This is a genomic window from Kitasatospora saccharophila, assembly GCF_039529925.1.
Lineage (GTDB): Bacteria > Actinomycetota > Actinomycetes > Streptomycetales > Streptomycetaceae > Kitasatospora > Kitasatospora saccharophila.
Window position 1 is genome coordinate 1 of record NZ_BAAANS010000076.1, and the last position, 16,548, is coordinate 16,548.

General features: G+C 73.7%; 11 protein-coding genes and 1 pseudogene. 4 read left to right on the forward strand and 8 right to left on the reverse strand.

The genetic code is table 11. From position 1 onward, the window contains the following. Positions 1-818 (reverse strand): annotated as a pseudogene (locus tag ABD345_RS34950) (hypothetical protein); the annotation flags it as partial. Positions 819-1,406: 588 nt separating this feature from the next. Between ABD345_RS34950 and ABD345_RS34955 the strand changes: the two are divergent. After that, the gene (locus ABD345_RS34955; protein ID WP_344558210.1) at positions 1,407-6,050 is read left to right on the forward strand and encodes an SGNH/GDSL hydrolase family protein; all 4,644 of its coding nucleotides are present in this window, start codon (positions 1,407-1,409) and stop codon (positions 6,048-6,050) included. Between the two features lie 248 nt (positions 6,051-6,298). Further along, on the forward strand, positions 6,299-7,528 hold the full coding sequence (locus tag ABD345_RS34960) for an LLM class flavin-dependent oxidoreductase (RefSeq protein WP_344558212.1): 1,230 nt from the start codon (positions 6,299-6,301) through the stop codon (positions 7,526-7,528). A gap of 143 nt (positions 7,529-7,671) precedes the next feature. Here ABD345_RS34960 and ABD345_RS34965 read toward each other — a convergent pair whose 3' ends face one another. Continuing rightward, complete coding sequence (locus ABD345_RS34965; protein WP_344558214.1) at positions 7,672-8,064, reverse strand: SCO5389 family protein; 393 nt, start codon at positions 8,062-8,064, stop codon at positions 7,672-7,674. Between the two features lie 554 nt (positions 8,065-8,618). Between ABD345_RS34965 and nucS the strand changes: the two genes are divergently transcribed. Next, positions 8,619-9,278, forward strand: a complete 660-nt coding sequence (gene nucS / locus ABD345_RS34970; RefSeq protein ID WP_344558216.1) for an endonuclease NucS — start codon at positions 8,619-8,621, stop codon at positions 9,276-9,278. Positions 9,279-9,500: 222 nt separating this feature from the next. Here nucS and ABD345_RS34975 read toward each other — a convergent pair whose 3' ends face one another. From ABD345_RS34975 to ABD345_RS34990, 4 genes are all read right to left on the reverse strand, one after another. Next, positions 9,501-11,780, reverse strand: a complete 2,280-nt coding sequence (locus tag ABD345_RS34975) for an ATP-binding protein (RefSeq protein WP_344558217.1) — start codon at positions 11,778-11,780, stop codon at positions 9,501-9,503. 156 nt (positions 11,781-11,936) lie between these two features. Further along, the gene (locus tag ABD345_RS34980; protein WP_344558218.1) at positions 11,937-12,272 is read right to left on the reverse strand and encodes an STAS domain-containing protein; all 336 of its coding nucleotides are present in this window, start codon (positions 12,270-12,272) and stop codon (positions 11,937-11,939) included. 490 nt (positions 12,273-12,762) lie between these two features. Continuing rightward, complete coding sequence (locus ABD345_RS34985) at positions 12,763-13,434, reverse strand: response regulator (RefSeq protein WP_344558220.1); 672 nt, start codon at positions 13,432-13,434, stop codon at positions 12,763-12,765. After that, the gene (locus ABD345_RS34990) at positions 13,431-14,621 is read right to left on the reverse strand and encodes a sensor histidine kinase (protein ID WP_344558222.1); all 1,191 of its coding nucleotides are present in this window, start codon (positions 14,619-14,621) and stop codon (positions 13,431-13,433) included. The genes ABD345_RS34985 and ABD345_RS34990 overlap by 4 nt, the downstream gene beginning before the upstream one ends. A gap of 123 nt (positions 14,622-14,744) precedes the next feature. Between ABD345_RS34990 and ABD345_RS34995 the strand changes: the two genes are divergently transcribed. After that, entirely contained in the window at positions 14,745-15,275 is a 531-nt protein-coding gene (locus tag ABD345_RS34995; protein ID WP_344558224.1) for a hypothetical protein, read from the forward strand. Positions 15,276-15,282: 7 nt separating this feature from the next. Here ABD345_RS34995 and ABD345_RS35000 read toward each other — a convergent pair whose 3' ends face one another. Continuing rightward, positions 15,283-15,855, reverse strand: a complete 573-nt coding sequence (locus tag ABD345_RS35000) for a cob(I)yrinic acid a,c-diamide adenosyltransferase (protein WP_344558226.1) — start codon at positions 15,853-15,855, stop codon at positions 15,283-15,285. Between the two features lie 120 nt (positions 15,856-15,975). Next, positions 15,976-16,476 carry a DUF2550 domain-containing protein gene (locus ABD345_RS35005; RefSeq protein WP_344558228.1) on the reverse strand — a complete coding sequence of 167 codons (501 nt, stop codon included), beginning with the start codon at positions 16,474-16,476 and terminating at the stop codon, positions 15,976-15,978. Between the last annotated feature and the right edge of the window lie 72 nt (positions 16,477-16,548).

Sequence of the window (16,548 nt, forward strand, 5' to 3'; positions counted from 1 at the left end):
GTCGGCGACAGCGTGGTCGCCGAGTACGAACCCGACGACCCGTCCGGCGCCGAGGTCGCGGCCAGCACCATCGCCCCGGAACCGGAACCGGAACCGGAACCGGAACCGGCCGGGGTCGACTCCAGCGACGACAGCCGGAGCCCCGCCCCGCCCTCCCCCGCCGCCGCCGACAGCTCGACCCGGGCCGACAACGGAACCTCCGGCACCGCCTCCACCGGCGACTGCGCCTGACACTCCGCCCGCTCCGGCGTGGTCAGCACGCACGCCGGCAACCGCACCAGCCGCAGCCGCGCCGCGTAGTCACCACCGAAGGCCGCCCGGAACGACGACGGATCGACGGTCACGTCGGTGGCCGACGCGCCCGCGCCGCCCTCGGCGCCCAGCGAGAACAGCACGCCGTGCACACCCGCGCGCCGCGCGACGGACTGGTCCGCCAACTCGACCCGCACCTTCGGCGCCGATCCGGCGGCCGGGGCCTCGGACTTGGCGCCCCGGGCGGCGTCCCGCACCAGGACCGGCAGCGCACCGGCCCGGACGAACGACCGGCCGCCGTCCGCCGAACGGGACTTCGCCGCGACGGCCGGCTCCTCTGCCGAGAGGTCGACGACGGCCGCGCCGGCGGCCGGCAGCTTGCTCGCCACCGCCGGGTCGTACTTGCGGTAGTCGGCGGTCTTGATCTCCTTGCCCGCCGTTCCCCGGGTGTAGGGGACCTGCTTCCCCCGGTCGAGGGCCGGCGGGGTCGGCTTGGCCGCCGGCGCGGCGAACGCGACGCCGGGCGCGGCACCGGTCAGCAGCGCGAGCGCCACCAGTACGGACATGCCCCCTCTGCCCCGCAATCGCCGTTTTCCTCTCGCATGCGAGAGACGTTCCGTCCTCAAAGTTCCCTCCCCTGATCATGGCACTGGGCAGTGCGGCGGCAATCGTAGGGAATCCGGAAGGCAATAACCTGGGAATTTGAAATGTCCGTATTCGAAGCGTATCAACCGCCCCGGCGGGCTATCGACCCATCCAAGCGGGATGATCACCGATCTGCATTTGCGGTGACTATGTGTAGCTTTGATGCACCGTCAGCTGACTCTGGCTCAACTCTGCATGGGGAAGTCACAATTTGAAGACGGTCCTCCGCTCGATGTCAACACATTTCGGACCATGACTGGCCAAAATAGACAGCCCGCGCCGATCCGGGTCGTCCAAAGACCTGGAAAAGCTGCAATCAACCGTCAGAATGCTCACCGCACGGGCGCGCTATCGCGGCACGCCTCGGTACGGAATTGGGGGGAAGGGCCGGAATGGCCTATTTCATGTTTGTGTGCGGCCGAGGGCCGCGGAAGACGGGGACGGGGCGCAGGTGGGCGGCTGCGGCGACGACGGCCGCGCTGACGGCCGGGCTGCTGGCCGGTACCGGCGTGGCGGCACGGGCGGAGGAGGCACCGGCGGTCCCGGCCGACCTCAAGCAGGCTCCCCGGGTGGACCTGCGGATCGCCGAGGCCCAGCAGGCCGCGGCGGCGGCCGCGAAGAAGGCCGGCAAGCCGGTGGTGGTCGACGAGCTGACCACCGAGAACGCGCAGACCGTGGCGAACCCCGACGGGACGTTCACCATGCGTCAGGACAGCGCGCCGGTCCGGGCCCGGAAGAACGACGCCTGGGTGCCGGTGGACACCAAGCTGGCCAAGCGGGCCGACGGCCGGATCGCGCCCGGGGCCACCGACGCCGACGTGTCGTTCTCGGCGGGCGGCACGGCTCCCCTGGTGACCATGGTCCGCGAGGGCAAGTCGGTGTCGCTGACCTGGCCCACCGCGCTGCCCGCCCCGGTGGTGAACGGGGACACCGCGACCTACCCCGGGATCCTCCCCGACGTGGACCTGGCGGTGACCGCGCGCCCGGACGGGTTCAGCCAGGTCCTGGTGGTGAAGAACGCCGCCGCGGCGGCCAACCCGGCGCTGGCCACCCTGAAGCTCGCCACCCGCACCGACGGGGTGACGCTCGGCCAGGCGGATTCCGGTGACGCCGAGGCCAAGGACGCCAAGGGCAACACGGTGTTCCGCGCGGACCCGCCGCTGGTGTGGGACTCCGCGACCGACGCGATGCCGTCCGCCGCCGAGCTGGCCGCCGCGAAGGCTGCCAGTGAGAAGCTGCTGGCCGAGGAGGGCCGGGGGGTGGCCGCCAAGTCGCCGTCCGGCGAGCGGAAGCAGGACGGCGCCGCGACCCCCGCGAAGGACCTGCCCGTCGAGCACCTCCCGTCCAGCACCAGGGGGCCGGGCTCCGGCGCGCACACCACCCGGATGGGGATGAAGGTCTCCGCCGGGGAGATCTCGATCACTCCGGACAAGGACCTGCTGGCCGGCAAGGAGACGGTGTACCCGCTGTACATCGACCCCGCCTGGTCCGGCAACCCGTCCGTGGTCTCCTGGGCCTCGATCAACGACAAGGGCTGGAAGGCCACCACCGGCGACGAGGCCAAGATCGGCTACCTGGGCAACTGGACCAACTGCGGCTCCTGGTGCTACTCGGTGCACCGGTCGTACTTCACCATGAACACCAGCGGCTTCCAGGGCGCCTCGGTCACCGACGCGAAGTTCTACCCGTACGTCACCTGGTCCGCGAACTCGGCGGCCGAGCCGGTCCAGGTGTGGAACGACGCGGACCTCCCGGGCAACCTGAGCTGGAGCAACAAGCCCGGCAGCGGCTCGTCCAACTTCGTCCAGACGCAGTGGAGCTGCAACGGCAACGGGGGCACCAACTGCGGCGGGCCGGGCACGGTCGAATTCAACGTGACCGGCGCGGCGCAGGGCGCGGCCAGCGGCGGGTGGCACACCTTCGAGGTGGACGCCGAGGACGAGTCGAAGATGAACCAGTGGAAGAAGCTCAAGCCCTCCGGGACGTACTGGTCGGTGACCTACTACCGGGCCCCGTACCTGGACGGCCAGGACACCATCTCCCCGGTGGTGTCCGCCCTGGCCGGCAGCGACTTCGTCAACTCGTCCAGCGTCACCATGAAGGCGACCGGCGGCGACACCGACGGCGAGCAGGTGCAGTCCGGCTACGAGATCTGGACCTGGTGGAGCGGCTCCGCCCAAACCGCGTGGGCGACCGGCCTGTTCTCCGGGTACTCCGCGACCGGCGGCCCCTACACGTACAACGGGCTGCCGGACGGCGCCTACGCCTGGCGGGGTGTGACGCACAGCAAGGACGGCAACATGTGGTCCGGGTGGTCCCCGTGGCACGTGTTCACGGTCGACAGCACGCCGCCGCCCAAGCCGGCCGTCTCCTCGCCCGAGTTCCCGGACGGCATGTTCGGCGCCGCGTACGACTCCGCCGGCACCTTCAACTTCACCACGGACTGGCTGAGCAACGTCGCCGGATACATCTTCTCCCTGGACTCGGACCTCTCGTCGACGACCTGGAGCCAGCAGAGCCAGCCGCCGACCTGGCAGCCCGGGCAGCAGCTCGTCCGGAGGCAGCAGTACTGGGTGTCCAGCGGCGCGCTCGCCAGCGTGCGGTTCGCCCCCGGCACGGTCGGTCCGCACCGCCTGTACGTGAAGGCCGTCGACTTCGGGGGTCTGACCTCCGTCCAGGCCGACTACGGCTTCTGGGCGGGCCTGACCACGCCGGTCCTGGTCGGCGGTGACAAGCTGGTCAGCGGCTACACCGCGACCAACGACGACGGCAGCACCAGCGCGGTCCCCGCGGGCACCGCCAGCACCACCGGCTCGCTGTTCAGCTCTTCGGTGGCGTACCCCGGGAAGCAGGCGGTCCTGGGCAACGGCAGCTCCCCGGTGTCGGTGAACGACTCCGCGAAGCTGTCCTTCGACGTCCCGCACAAGGGGTACTGGACGCTCGGTGCGAGCCTGCTCACCGCCCCCGGCTACGGGCGCAGCCGCTTCGTCCTGGACGCGGGCACTCCGAACGCGGTGACCCTGCCCGGCCCGGCGGCCGGTGCCGACTGGGAGGGCTACAGCACCGGCGTCAACCTGCTGTACGCGGACTTCGGGATGCCCAAGGACGCGTCCGGCAAGCCGGTGCAGCTCAGCCAGGGCGTGCACACCCTGACCGCGACCGTGACGGGCAAGCACGCCTCCTCCAGCGGCTACCAGATCGGCATCGACACGCTGCGGCTGAGCCCGGCCAGCGCCACCTGCAAGCTGACCGACCTGACCGCCTGCCTGAACAACACCGCGATCAGTTCCGACTCCAACCACGACGCCGCCGACGCCGACGGCGGCGGCGTCAGCATGTCGGCCGGCCAGCTGGCCGCGGCGGGCTGGACCCCGGGGCTCCCGATCTCGATCAACGGCGCCCCGATGAAGGTCCCGAACTACGCGGTCGGCAAGGGCGACAACATCCTCTCCAGCGGCCAGACCGTGACGGTGGACACCACCGGCACCGCGAACAGCGGCAACTCGCTGGTGTTCCTGGCCTTCGCCACCGGCGGCAACGTGATCGACGCCACCGGCAGCGTGACCTACCCGACGGTCAACGGCGCCAGCACCTGCGGCCAGACGACGACCTACCCGTACACGCTGGACTACGTCCCGGACTGGGCCGGCACCGGTTCGGTCGCACCGGCCGTCACCTTCACCGGCGTCAACCTGCCGGGCACCGCCACCAACAGCACCCGCGTCGCCCAGCCCGTGACGCTGTCCGTACCGCTGCCCTGCCCGGGCGTCCCGCTGGCCTCGATCCAGCTGCCGGTGGTCACGGCCAAGGCCCAGCCGGGCAACCACGCGCTGCACATCATGGGTGTCGGCCTGCGCCAGTCGGCCTACGCCAACGGCAGCAACGTCCCGAACTGGGTGGGCTCCTGGGCCGCCCGGCAGGACTGGAACATGGGCACCTGGACCGACCAGACCATCCGCGTCCCGGCCCACCTGACGGTCGGCAACACCGCGGGCGGCAAGGTCCGGATCCGGCTGTCCAACATGCTCGGCAAGTCGCCGGTGACCCTGCCGCACGTCTCGGTCGCCACGCAGGGCGCGGGCTCCACCGCGGGCTCGACCCCGCTGCCGCTGACCTTCGGCGGTTCCGCGTCGGTGACCATCCCGATCGGCGGCGACGTGCTCAGCGACCCGATCGCCATGAACGTCACCGACGGCTCCGCCGTCCTGGTCAGCATGCACCTGCAGGGCGCGGTGCCGAACGTGCCGGCCCACGGCTCGCCCCAGCAATCGGTCTGGGCGACCCCGCAGAACACCGGCGACCACACCGGCGACACCTCCGGCAGCGCCTTCACCGTCAGCGTGCCGGGCGTGCCCTACCTCAGCGCCGTCGACGTCACCCCGGTCTCCAACGGCAACGGCACCCTGGTGCTGTACGGGGACCAGACCGTCAACAGCGACACCGCGCTCAGCGACAACTCGCACCACCTGAACGACCTGGTCTTCAAGCGGCTGAGCGACGCCTACGCGGCCGACCCGATCGGCAACCACACGCCGTACGGCGTGGTCAGCGCCGGCAAGAGCAGCTGGTACCTCCCCAACAACTACCTGCAGCCGCTGTCCAGCGCCGCCAACCCGCTCGCCCCGGAATCCGCGGGCAACCCCACCGACCGCAACGTCCTGGAGAACAGCTTCACCCGCGCGGTGCTGATCTCCAACGGTGCGGCCGACATCTCCAACAACGTCAGCGCCGTGGACGTCGAGAACCGGCTGACCGCGCTGAGCAACCAGATCCGCAAGCGCCGCACCGACGACGACCCGACCGGCTGGACCTTCGTCAAGGTCTACATCGCCACCATCCCGTCCTGGGACGGCATCACGCCCGAACAGGACACCGTCCGGCGGACCGTCAACAACTACATCCGCTGCGGCTCCTCCAACGCGGCCGACAACGCCTGCCCGACGAGCGGCGCCGTCCCGTTCAACGGCAACGCGGACATGGCCGTGGACTTCGCCGCCGCGGTCTCCGTCGGCCACACCCCGGGCGGTGCGCTGGACACCGCCGCCTACACCTTCACCGACTCCAGCGCGCGTGTCCTGCCCAACACCTCCTACTACGACGCGCTCGCGGACAAGTACGTCACCACCGCGAACGCCCTCGGCTTCGGCGCCTGACCGCAGCCCCGCACCGGCAGGCCCGGTCCGCCGCACCCGGGGCGGACCGGGCCTGCCCGCGTCACCGGACGTCCCACCAGCCCCAATAGCACGGCGGGCGGGTCCGGCGCCCGGGTTTCCGGGGTAATCCACCCTTCCCCGGAGTTTTCGGGGGTTCGGCGTGCCATTGGCACATGACATGGGTTACTCACGTGGTGACACGGCGGGGCCCGCGGACCCTGCGCGGCACCGATCGAGGCAGGCACCCGATGACGAAGACCACCCCCCGGCCCGAAGCCCGCTCCGCCGCCCCGCGGACGGTTGGCGCGGGGGTGGTGCCGGCCGAACGGGCGGCGGCGGAGCAGGCACCGGGCGCCGGCACGGACGCGGTCCGGGTCGGTGCCTTCCTGCTGTCCGCGCAGTTCCCCGGCCAGAGCCACGGCGAGGCGCTGGACCGGACGGTCTCGGCGGCGCTGGCCGCCGAGCGGGCCGGCCTGGACGCGGTGTGGCTGGCCGAGCACCACTTCGTGCCGTACGGGGTCTGCCCGGACGCGGCGACGCTGGCCGCGATGCTGCTGGGCCGCACCCGGCGGATCGGGGTGGGGACGGCGGTGAGCGTGCTGAGCACCCGTCACCCGGTGGCGCTGGGCGAGCAGGCGGCGCTGCTGCACCTGACCTCGGACGGCCGGTTCACCCTGGGCGTGGGGCGCGGCGGCCCGTGGATCGACCTGGCGGTGTTCGGCGGCGGCCTGGAGGCGTACGAGCGGGGCTTCCCGGAACGCCTGGACCTGCTGCTGCGCTGGCTGCGCGGGGCCCGGGTGGGGGCGGCGGGGCAGCAGTTCGCGTTCCCGGAGGTGGCGGTGGTGCCGCGGGCCGCGGAGCCGGCCCGGCGGGCGGACCTGGCGGGCTGGCTGGGCCTGGAGGGCGCGGTGATCCCGCGCCAGCGCCAGGACGAGGCGGCGCCGGCCCGGTCGGGCCCGCCGGTGGTGGTGGCCTGCACCTCGCCGGGCGGGGTGCGGACGGCCGCCGAGCGGGGCCTGCCGATGCTGCTGGGCATGCACGCGGGCGACGAGGACAAGCGGGAGATGCTGGCGGCGTACCGGGCGGCCTGGCGGGCGGCGGGGCGCGGCGAGGAGCAACTGGCCCGGGTGGAGCGGGAGCACGTGGCGGCGGGCGTGGCGCAGGTGGACGACCGGGCCGGGGCGGCCCGGGCCGGCCTGCTGCGGACGATGCCGGACTTCTTCGCGCACGGCCTGGGCGCGCACCGCACGGTGGACGGCCGGGAGCGCTCGATGCGCGACCCGCGGGCGTACACCGAACTGCTCTGCGACCTGCACGCGGTGGGCACGCCCCGGCAGTGCGCGGACCGGCTGCTGGCGACGGCGGAGCGCACCGGCATCCGGCGCTTCGCGCTGCTCGCCGAGGGCTCGGGCGACACCGCGGCGACGCTGCACAACCTGGCCCGGCTGGGCGCGGAGGTGCTGCCGCAGCTCTCCTGAGGTCCGCCACGGGCCGCTACGGGCCCGCGCCCGGCCGCGGGCCGCCCCGGGCGACTGGGACCGGGGGGCCCGCGTTCGGCGGCCGTACGCGGCCGCTGACGCCTCGTCAGCGGGTGCGGGCGGCCTGGTTCGCTGACGCCGGGTCAGCAGTCGCGCAGCTCCGGCGACTGGTTGAGCAGCTGGGCCCGGACCGAGGTGAAGCGGGCCAGCCGCTCGTCGGCGTCGGGGCCGGGGGCGAAGACGGCGACCCGGTGACAGTTCTGGAAGGCCAACCGGACGCCGAAGTGGCGCTGCAGGGCGCCCCGGATCGCGTCGCTGGCCAGCGCGCGGAGCAGTTGTCCGCGCTCCTGCTCGCTCGGCGGGGGGACTTCGTTGTCGGCGAAGTCGGTTCCGTCGACCTTGAGTTGGGCGACCAGCGAGCTGATCATGTCCCAGGCGTAGGGCAGCGAGGTGCGGACACAGTCGACGAACTCCCGCTCGTCGACCTCGCCTCGTTCGGCCTTCTCCAGCATGGCCGGTGAGACGTCGAGCGACATGGGTTCTCCTCTCGTGGTCCGCTCCGGCGGGATCGCCGGGGCGGTGGTGCCGGGGTGGTGCGGTGGTGCGGTGAGGGTGGCGCCGTGGGTGCCGAGGGGGTGCTGGGGGTGCTGGGACGGATGTGCGGGTGAACCGCGCGCGTTGTTCGAGTGGTGACGGTGCGACGGATCGGTGGACGCCGCGCGTCGGGTTCGGTCCGGGGGGTCAGACCAGCGTGGCAGGCACCCCCTCACCCGGGTTGGTGAATCGGTGGATTGCCGCCCGGAACGCCCCTTCCGGGACGAGATTGGCCGGAATCCGACGTGTCCCAACCCACCGCGCCGAACTGGCCCCCTCACCGCGCGCAGCCGTGCGGTCACCATGCTTCGCCGCTCCCGCCCGGGCGACACCCGCCGTGCGCGCACTCGCTTCAAACGGCTCCCGGGCCCGGCCCGGCCGGACCGGCTGTCTCGGGATTGCGCCGCCTGGGCCCCACCGCGCCGGGCGGTCCGCCGGAGCCCCCCGGAATCGAACACGGACCGGGGCACTCCCGGCGGGCCTTAGGCTTGTCCCCATGCGTCTTGTCATCGCCAAGTGCACCGTGGACTACGCGGGCCGCCTCGCTGCACATCTGCCCTCCGCCGTGCGCCTGGTGATCGTGAAGGCCGACGGGAGCGTCAGCATCCACGCCGACGACCGGGCCTACAAGCCGCTGAACTGGATGTCGCCGCCGTGCTCCCTCAAGGAGGCCGACGGCGTGTGGACGGTCACCAACAAGGCCGGCGAGAAGCTGATCATCACCCTGGAGGACGTCCACCACGACTCCTCGCACGAACTGGGCGTCGACCCCGGCCTGATCAAGGACGGCGTCGAGGCCCACCTGCAGGAGCTGCTCGCCGACCGGATGGAGGTTCTCGGCTCCGGCTGGCAGCTGATCCGCCGCGAGTACCCGACCCCGATCGGCCCGGTCGACATCCTCTGCCGGGACTCCGACGGCACCACGGTCGCCGTGGAGATCAAGCGCCGCGGCGAGATCGACGGCGTCGAGCAGCTCACCCGCTACCTCGAACTCCTCAACCGGGACCCGCTGCTGGCCCCGGTGAAGGGCGTGTTCGCCGCCCAGGAGATCAAGCCCCAGGCCCGCGTGCTGGCCACCGACCGGGGCATCGGCTGCGTCGTGCTGGACTACGACGAGCTGCGCGGCATCGACGACGACAAGCTCAAGCTGTTCTAGGGCCGCCCCACCGGGGCGGCGCGGCCGTCCGCCGCCGAGACCCGGCTCCGCGCCCGCTCCCCCTCCCCGGGCGTCGCCCACCGCCTCCTGCGCCGCACCCTCGGCCCGGACACCCCCGACCTCCTCGCCCACCCGTCCCGGGCCCGTACGCCCGCCTCCTCGCCCGGGGGGACCTCAGCCCGGAGCGACTGCTGGCACGCTGACGGGCTGCCACACGGCTCGCTAGGGCGTTTCGGTGGACGACGGCGTGGGGGTGGGCGTCGGGGTCGGCGTGGGGGTGGGAGTCGGAGTCGGGGTCGGGGTCGGGGTCGGCGTGGGTTTTCCGGTGTCGGTCGGCTTCCCCGGGTCCGTCGGCTTGGTCGACGTGCTGGTGGTCGGCGGTGTGGTCGTCCCCGCCTTCGTCGTGGTGCTCGTCGTGGTCGGGGTGCTGCTCGGCTTGTGGGGGGCCGTGGGGCTGTTCGTCGCCGAGGTGCTCGCGGAGGCGGTCGGGCTGTCGCTGACGCTGGGGCTGTCCGTGGCGGAGGGGCTGTCGGTGGTGGACGGGGTCGGGGCGGGCGAGGTGCTGCGGGGGCTGGTGGTGGGGTCGAGCGGGGGGAGGTCCTCGGTGGAGTTGCCGGCGTCGCCGCCGGCGGGGCGGTCGTCCCCGGTGGCGGCGACGCCGATCGCGGTGCCGAGGACGCCGAGCGCCATCACCGCCGCGCCGGCCAGCAGCGCGGTCTTGCGGGCGCCGCGCGGGGCCCGCTTGCGCAGCCGGCCGGGCACCACCTGGGCGATGGCCCGGATCGAGCGGCGGCGGCGGGCGGGTTCGGTGTCGGAGCCGGCGGTGAGCGCGGCGGTCTCCTCGATCCGGATCAGGTCGAGCATCCGGCGGGCCCCGGCGGCGCCGCGCTGTTCGCCCGCGGCCGCGCGCAGCGCGATGGCCGCCTCCAGTTCGGCGACGGCCCGCTGCGGGTGGCCCGAGCAGAGCGCGTGCACGCCCAACTCGTGGTGGAACCAGCCCTGTTCGGCGGTGGCGCCGAGCATCCTGGCGGCTTCCAGGCCGAGTTGCAGGGTGCGTTCCCAGGCGCCCCAGCGCAGCGACAGGGCGAGTGCGGGGGCGGCGGCCCGGGCGAGCCGGAGGACTTCCTCGGGGCGGTCGGCGTCCCGTTCGGCGAGCAGTACGGCGATGATCACCTCGGCCTCGGCGGCGACCTGGCGGGTCGACACCGAGGCGTGTCCGACCCACCAGGAGAGGTGTTCGGCGGCGCCGTGGGCGATCCCGCCGGGGGCGAACGGCGCGGGCAGGCCGTTGACGTCGTCCTCGACCTCGGGGAGCAGCGCGTCCAGGACGCCTTCGGTGAGGCGGTGGTGGCCGCCGACCGAGACGGCGAGTCCGGCTTCGACGAGTTCCTGCAGGGCGCTCTCGCCGAGTCCGACGTCGACCAGCGCGGGCAGGTGCGGGGCGGTGGGGCACTCGCCGCCGAGGGCGAGGGCGAGTCGCAGCACCAGCCGGGCGGACTCGCTCAGCCCCTGTACCAGGCGGCGGGCGGGCGCGGCGCTCTCGCCGACCGAGGGCAGCGGCACCTGGTGGCGCAGTTCGCGCTCCAACTCGGCCGGGTCCCGGGGCAGTTCGTACTCCTGGACGAAGCCGAACAGGCTGCGGCGCTCCTCCTGGGCGGCGACCAGGGCGTCCACCGTGACGTCGCGCTGGCGCAGCAGCGCGGCGGCCCGGACGAAGCGCAGCGGCAGGCCCTCGGACTCGAACCACAGGTCGACCGCCCAGGCCCGTTCGGTCTCGTCGAGCGGGCGGCCGGCGAGCCGGGCGGCGAGGGTCAGGCAGGCGGGGCGGGAGAGGCCGGCGACCAGGTGGTCGCGCAGCCGCGAGCCGGGGGCGGGCGGCGGGCCGCCGGGGGCGGCGGCTATCAGGAAGGCGCACTCGGGGGCGAGCGCGAGCAGTTCCTCCAGTTCCTCGCCGCCGGGTTCGACGTCGTCGATCACGACCACGGCGGCGACGCCGGCCAGCAGTTCGGCGAGCTGTTCCCGGTCGGGCCGGAAGTCGGGGGCCTGGTGGGTGACGGCGAAGAGTTCCTGCAGCAGGTCGGGGACGGTGCGGTGGTAGCCGCTGAGCCGGACCACGCCGTCCGGCGCGAGTTCCCCGGCGGCTTCGGCGACGGCGGCGAGCAGCGCGGAGCGGCCCGAACCGGCCTGGCCGACCAGTTGGACCGAGCGGCCCGCCCGGAGCTGCTCGACCAGCGCCTCGATGTCGCCCTCGCGGTCCAGCAGCCGCAGGTCGCCGGGGCCGGCGCCGAGGGCGAGCGGGCCGACGGCCGGACTGGGGCCCAGTTCTGGCCGGGCCTGGACGAGTCCGCGGATCCGCCGGGGCTGGGGCATCCACTCGTCGGGGCAGTGCCGGGCCTCCGAGCCCTCCGGCCCGCCGACCACCACCAGCCGTTCCCCGCTGACCAGTTCGCCGCTCCGCGGGCGCACCCCGTCCCCCCGGAACTCCCCGTTCGGCTGACCCACGTCGCTGCTCCCCGCCACTCGGACACCTGAGCGGAGACTTTCCCACACGGGCGCGGCGCATCACCACACAGGGGTGGCTCCGGCACCTAGCCGGTCCGCACACGAACTCCCGGCGGGGGCGCCGGGGCCCCTCCGGCGGGATCGGCCCGCGGGGGCCTAGCCGAGCGCGGGGAGCGTCGTCCCGCAGGAGTCCGGCACGGCGCCCTCGACGGCCAGGATCCGGTGCAGCCGGGTGGCGACCAGCAGGCGCTGCAACTGCACGGGCACGTCCCGGAGCACCAGCCGGCGCCCGACCCGGCCGGCCCGGCGGTGGGTTCCCATGATGACGCCGAGCCCGGTGGCGTCCCAGAACTCCAGGCGTCCGAGGTCGAGGACGAGGTCTCCCTCGCCGCCGTCGACGGCGGCGTGCAGCAGCGCCCTGGCGTCGGCGGCGCTGCGCACGTCGAGCCGTCCTTCGATGGCCAGTTCGGCGTGGTCGCCGGTGATGCGCATGCTGTCCTCCTCCTCGGCCGCCTGCCGTGCGCCCGCTCCACGGTGCCGTTCGCACCCCGGGGGACGTCCGTGCCCCGTGGGGCCGTGTCCGCGCACCGGCCCCTTCCTGAATCTGACGGCGAACCAGTTCCGCAGGTTGCTGTCACCCGCCGGACTGCCCCTCAACTTCACCCGTCCGAGGGAATATACGCAGGATCACCTCACACCTACGCTCGATTACCGCCCAAATCACCCGTCTGCGGGGCGGACCGTGAGCAAACTCACCCGGCCGCCCAGAACGTCCCGCACCCGGGCAGCACGGACCACCTGCGGGAGCGGCATCGCTCTCGCCGGACTCTAGTGGGAGCGCGCCCGCCGTGGTGCGATCCGGCGGTGTGATCTGCGCCGGAGGGGGTGTGATCTGCACCCCTCCCGCTCGCCGCCCCGCTCCCCCGTCCCGCTCAGCCCTCCCCGGGGCCCGTCCCGCCCAGTCCTTCCGGGCCCGTCCCGCTCAGTCCTCCCCGGGGACGGGCACCGCGAGTTCCTGGGCGAGGATCGCGGCCTGCACCCGGCTGCGCAGGCCGAGCTTGGCCAGGATCCGGCTGACGTGCGTCTTGGTGGTGGCCTCGGCGGTGTGCAGCCGCCGGGCGATCTGCGCGTTGGAGAGCCCTGCCCCGAGGCAGCCCAGCACCTCCCGCTCCTTGGGCGTCAGCGCCTCCAGCGCGGCCGGCCCGGCGGCTCCGGCGGCGTCCGGCAGCGGGCCCGGGGTCCGGGCGAAGGAGGAGATCAGCCGTCGGGTGACGGACGGCGCGAGCATGCCGTCGCCGCGGGCGACCGTCCGGATGCCGTCGACCAGCGCCTGGGCCTCCAGGTCCTTGAGCAGGAACCCGGCGGCGCCGGCCCGCAGCGCGCCCCACACGCACTCGTCCAGGTCGAAGGTGGTGAGCACCAGCACCTGCCCGGCCCCGGCGGCGACCACCTCCCGGGTCGCGGTGACGCCGTCCATCCGGGGCATCCGGACGTCCATCAGCACCACGTCGGGCCGCAGTTCCCGCGCCAGCCGGACGGCCTGCTCGCCGTCGGCCGCCTCGCCGACCACCTCCAGGTCGTCCTCCGCGCGCAGGATCATCACCAGCGCGGTCCGCACCGCCGCCTGGTCCTCGGCCACCAGCACCCGGATCACGCCCGCTCCCCGTCCGCCGTCCGCGGCAGCACCGCCCGCACCGTCCACCGCTCCCCGTCCGGCCCGGCGGCGAACTCCCCGCCGAGCAGGTGGGCCCGCTCGCCCATGCCGACCAGCCCGGCCTTCGCCCCGGGCACCGGCCGCCCCTCGCCCGGCCGGTAGGCGGAACTCACCGAGATCTCCAACTCCCGTTCCCCGTAATGGATCTCCAGCCGCACCGGGCCGGGCGCGGCGTGCTTGACCGCGTTGGTCAGCGACTCCTGGACGATCCGGTACGCGGCCAGTTCCAGCGGGGCGGGCAGCTCGCCGCGCTCGCCCGACTCCTCGGCCTCGAAGCGCAGCCCGGCCGCCCGGCCGCCCGCCCCGGCCTGCTCCAGCAGCACGTCCACGGCGGCCAGCCGGGGCTCGGCGTAGGGCTCCTCGGGGACGGCCGCGCGCAGCAGACCGATCATCCGGCGCATCTCGGCCAGGCCCTGCACGCTGTTCTCCCGGATCACCGCCAGCGCCGCCACCAGCGGCTCGTCCCGCTCCCGCTGCTGGCGGCGGGCCACCGCCTGCGCGCCGGTGGCGTGGATGGCGATCGCCGACAGGTGGTTGGCGATCACGTCGTGCAGCTCGCGGGCCATCCGGGCGCGTTCCGCGACCACCGCCCCGCGCCGGTCCAACTCGGCCAGCAGCGCGGTCTGTTCGGCCCGCAGCCGCTCGGTCTCGGCCCGGTCCCGGTGCCGCCGCAGCAGGTCGGCGGTCCACACCGGGGCGAGGAAGACCAGCCCGCAGAACACCGCGACCAACAACGCCCCGGGCACCGAGCCGTAGCGCCAGGTCAGTCCGGACAGCACCAGGGTGGCGGCGGCGCCGGTCAGTTGCAGCACCTTGCTCATCCGGACCGGGCCGTACAGCGTGGCCGCGTACAACAGGTCGGTGTACATCAGCAGGGTGGCCATCAGCGAGCCGAGGTACACGGCGGCGCCGAACAGCACGCCGCCCAGGCACACCGTCCACACCGTCCGCCGGCGGCGGACCACCTCCAGGGCCGCCATCGCCGCCAGCGGCAGCGCCACCGCCCACACCGGCAGCCCCGGCCGGGCGTCGTAGGCGCCGAACGCGAGCAGCAGCAGGCCGCCGAGCAGCCCGGCGGCGGCGATGGCCAGGTCCTCCTGGCGGTCGGTGAGCCTCACGGGGCCCATCCCAGCACTCCTTCCGACCTGCCGGAACGACCGGTCGGACGACCCGCCGTCCGCCGAAAGTCGCACGCCCCCGTCGACTGGCCGGACGATGTGCCGGAACCCGCGCGGCGGCAGGATCGAAGCATGGTTTCCCTGATCGTGGCGGGTGAGGTCGGTTTCTGGGTGGTGCTGGCCGCCGGGCTGCTGGCCCGGTACGGGCTGCGCCTGCGCCGCACCGGCGCGGTGCTGCTCGCGCTGCTCCCGGTGGTCGACCTGGTGATCCTCGGCGCGACCGTCGCCGACCTGCGCGGCGGCGCCACCGCCGACTGGACGCACGGCCTGGCGGCCGCGTACGTCGGCTTCTCGCTCGCCTACGGCCACCGCCTGGTCCGCTGGGCCGACGGCCACGCCGCGCACCGGCTGGCCGGCGGCCCGAGACCCGCCGGGATGCCGAAGTACGGTGCGCCGCGGGCCCGTTACGAGTGGGGCGTGTTCGCGCTGACGCTGCTCGCCTCGGCGGTCACGGTGGCGCTGGTGGCGGGCGTGCAGTGGCTGGTCGGCGACGGCGCCCGGACGGCGGCGCTGGACTCCTGGTACCCGCGGATGGGCCTGGTGGTCGGCATCAACCTGCTGGTCGCCGCCAGCTACACGGTCTTCCCCAAGCGGGAGAGGTGACCGCGCGTCAGCGGTTCTCGCCGGGCACCCACAGCACGTCGCCGCGCTCCTTGTTGGCGGTCCGCGCCAGGATGAACAGCAGGTCGGACAGCCGGTTCAGGTACTTCGCGGTCAGCGGGTTGACGCTCTCCCCGTGCTCCTCGATCGCCGCCCAGGTCGCCCGCTCGGCCCGCCGCACCACCGTGCACGCCAGGTGCAGGTACGCCGCCCCGGGCGTCCCGCCGGGCAGGATGAAGCTGCGCAGCTTCTCCAACTCCGCCAGGAACCGGTCGCAGTCCCCCTCCAGCCGGTCCACGTAGGACTGCTCGACCCGCAGCGGCGGGTACTTCGGGTCCTCGACGATCGGGGTGGCCAGGTCCGCGCCGACGTCGAACAGGTCGTTCTGGATCCGGGTCAGCACCGCGACCAGCTCGTCGTCCAGCTCCCCGGCGGCCAGCGCCACGCCGAGCGCCGCATTGGCCTCGTTGGTGTCCGCGTACGCGATCAGCCGGGGGTCGGTCTTCGTGGTCCGGCTCATGTCGCCGAGCGCGGTCGTGCCGTCGTCCCCGGTCCGGGTGTAGATGCGCGTGAGGTTCACCATGCCCGCAGCCTAGCGGGCCCGCCGAACCGTGTTAACGGCGGCTCACTGAGCCGAACGTCACGCGACGTTGACCCGTCCCCCAGCCTCCGGCCGGGGGGACCCCCGCCTGCGGGTCCGTCGCTACGCGACGTTGACCCTCTGTCCGGGCGGCGCCGCCTCCAGCCAGGCCAGGAAGCCGGTCAGCGCGTCGTCGCTCATCGCCAGCTCCAGCGGGGCGCCCTTGTGCAGGCAGCGCAGCACCACCGAGCCGGACAGCAGGGCGAGTTCCTCCTGGCCCTGCGGGTAGCGGCGGCCCAGCACCTCGATCTCGGTGCGCGGCAGCACCCGGCGCGGCCGGGGCGCGTAGGAGAAGACCCGGAACCACTCGATCGAGTCGCCGCTGTAGCGGCCGATACCAAAAACCCACCCCTTGCCGTCGGTCTGCGGGACCGGGGCGGAGGTGGGTCGGCCGTTCTCGTCGAGATCCGGCTGGGTGGAGGCGTCGGCCGGCATTTTGAGGCGGTAGGAGCAGTCGAAGGTGCCGCCCACCCGCTGGATGAGGCGGCGGCGTACCGCGAAACCGACCAATCCGGCGATGGCGAGGACCACGACCGACGCGCACACCACAAGGGCGAGGACCATGCTCACCTACCTCCTCGCTGCCTTCGTCCCCGTGGCGGTCGATGCACGACCGCCCATTCCTACCAACTGATG

Coding starts and splice junctions, on each gene's coding strand:
- ABD345_RS34960 (WP_344558212.1), top strand. CDS start 6,299: ATGACGAAGACCACCCCCCGGCCCGAAGCCCGCTCCGCCGCCCCGCGG.
- ABD345_RS34965 (WP_344558214.1), bottom strand. CDS start 8,064: ATGTCGCTCGACGTCTCACCGGCCATGCTGGAGAAGGCCGAACGAGGC.
- nucS (WP_344558216.1), top strand. CDS start 8,619: ATGCGTCTTGTCATCGCCAAGTGCACCGTGGACTACGCGGGCCGCCTC.
- ABD345_RS34980 (WP_344558218.1), bottom strand. CDS start 12,272: ATGCGCATCACCGGCGACCACGCCGAACTGGCCATCGAAGGACGGCTC.
- ABD345_RS34990 (WP_344558222.1), bottom strand. CDS start 14,621: ATGGGCCCCGTGAGGCTCACCGACCGCCAGGAGGACCTGGCCATCGCC.
- ABD345_RS34995 (WP_344558224.1), top strand. CDS start 14,745: ATGGTTTCCCTGATCGTGGCGGGTGAGGTCGGTTTCTGGGTGGTGCTG.
- ABD345_RS35000 (WP_344558226.1), bottom strand. CDS start 15,855: ATGGTGAACCTCACGCGCATCTACACCCGGACCGGGGACGACGGCACG.
- ABD345_RS35005 (WP_344558228.1), bottom strand. CDS start 16,476: ATGGTCCTCGCCCTTGTGGTGTGCGCGTCGGTCGTGGTCCTCGCCATC.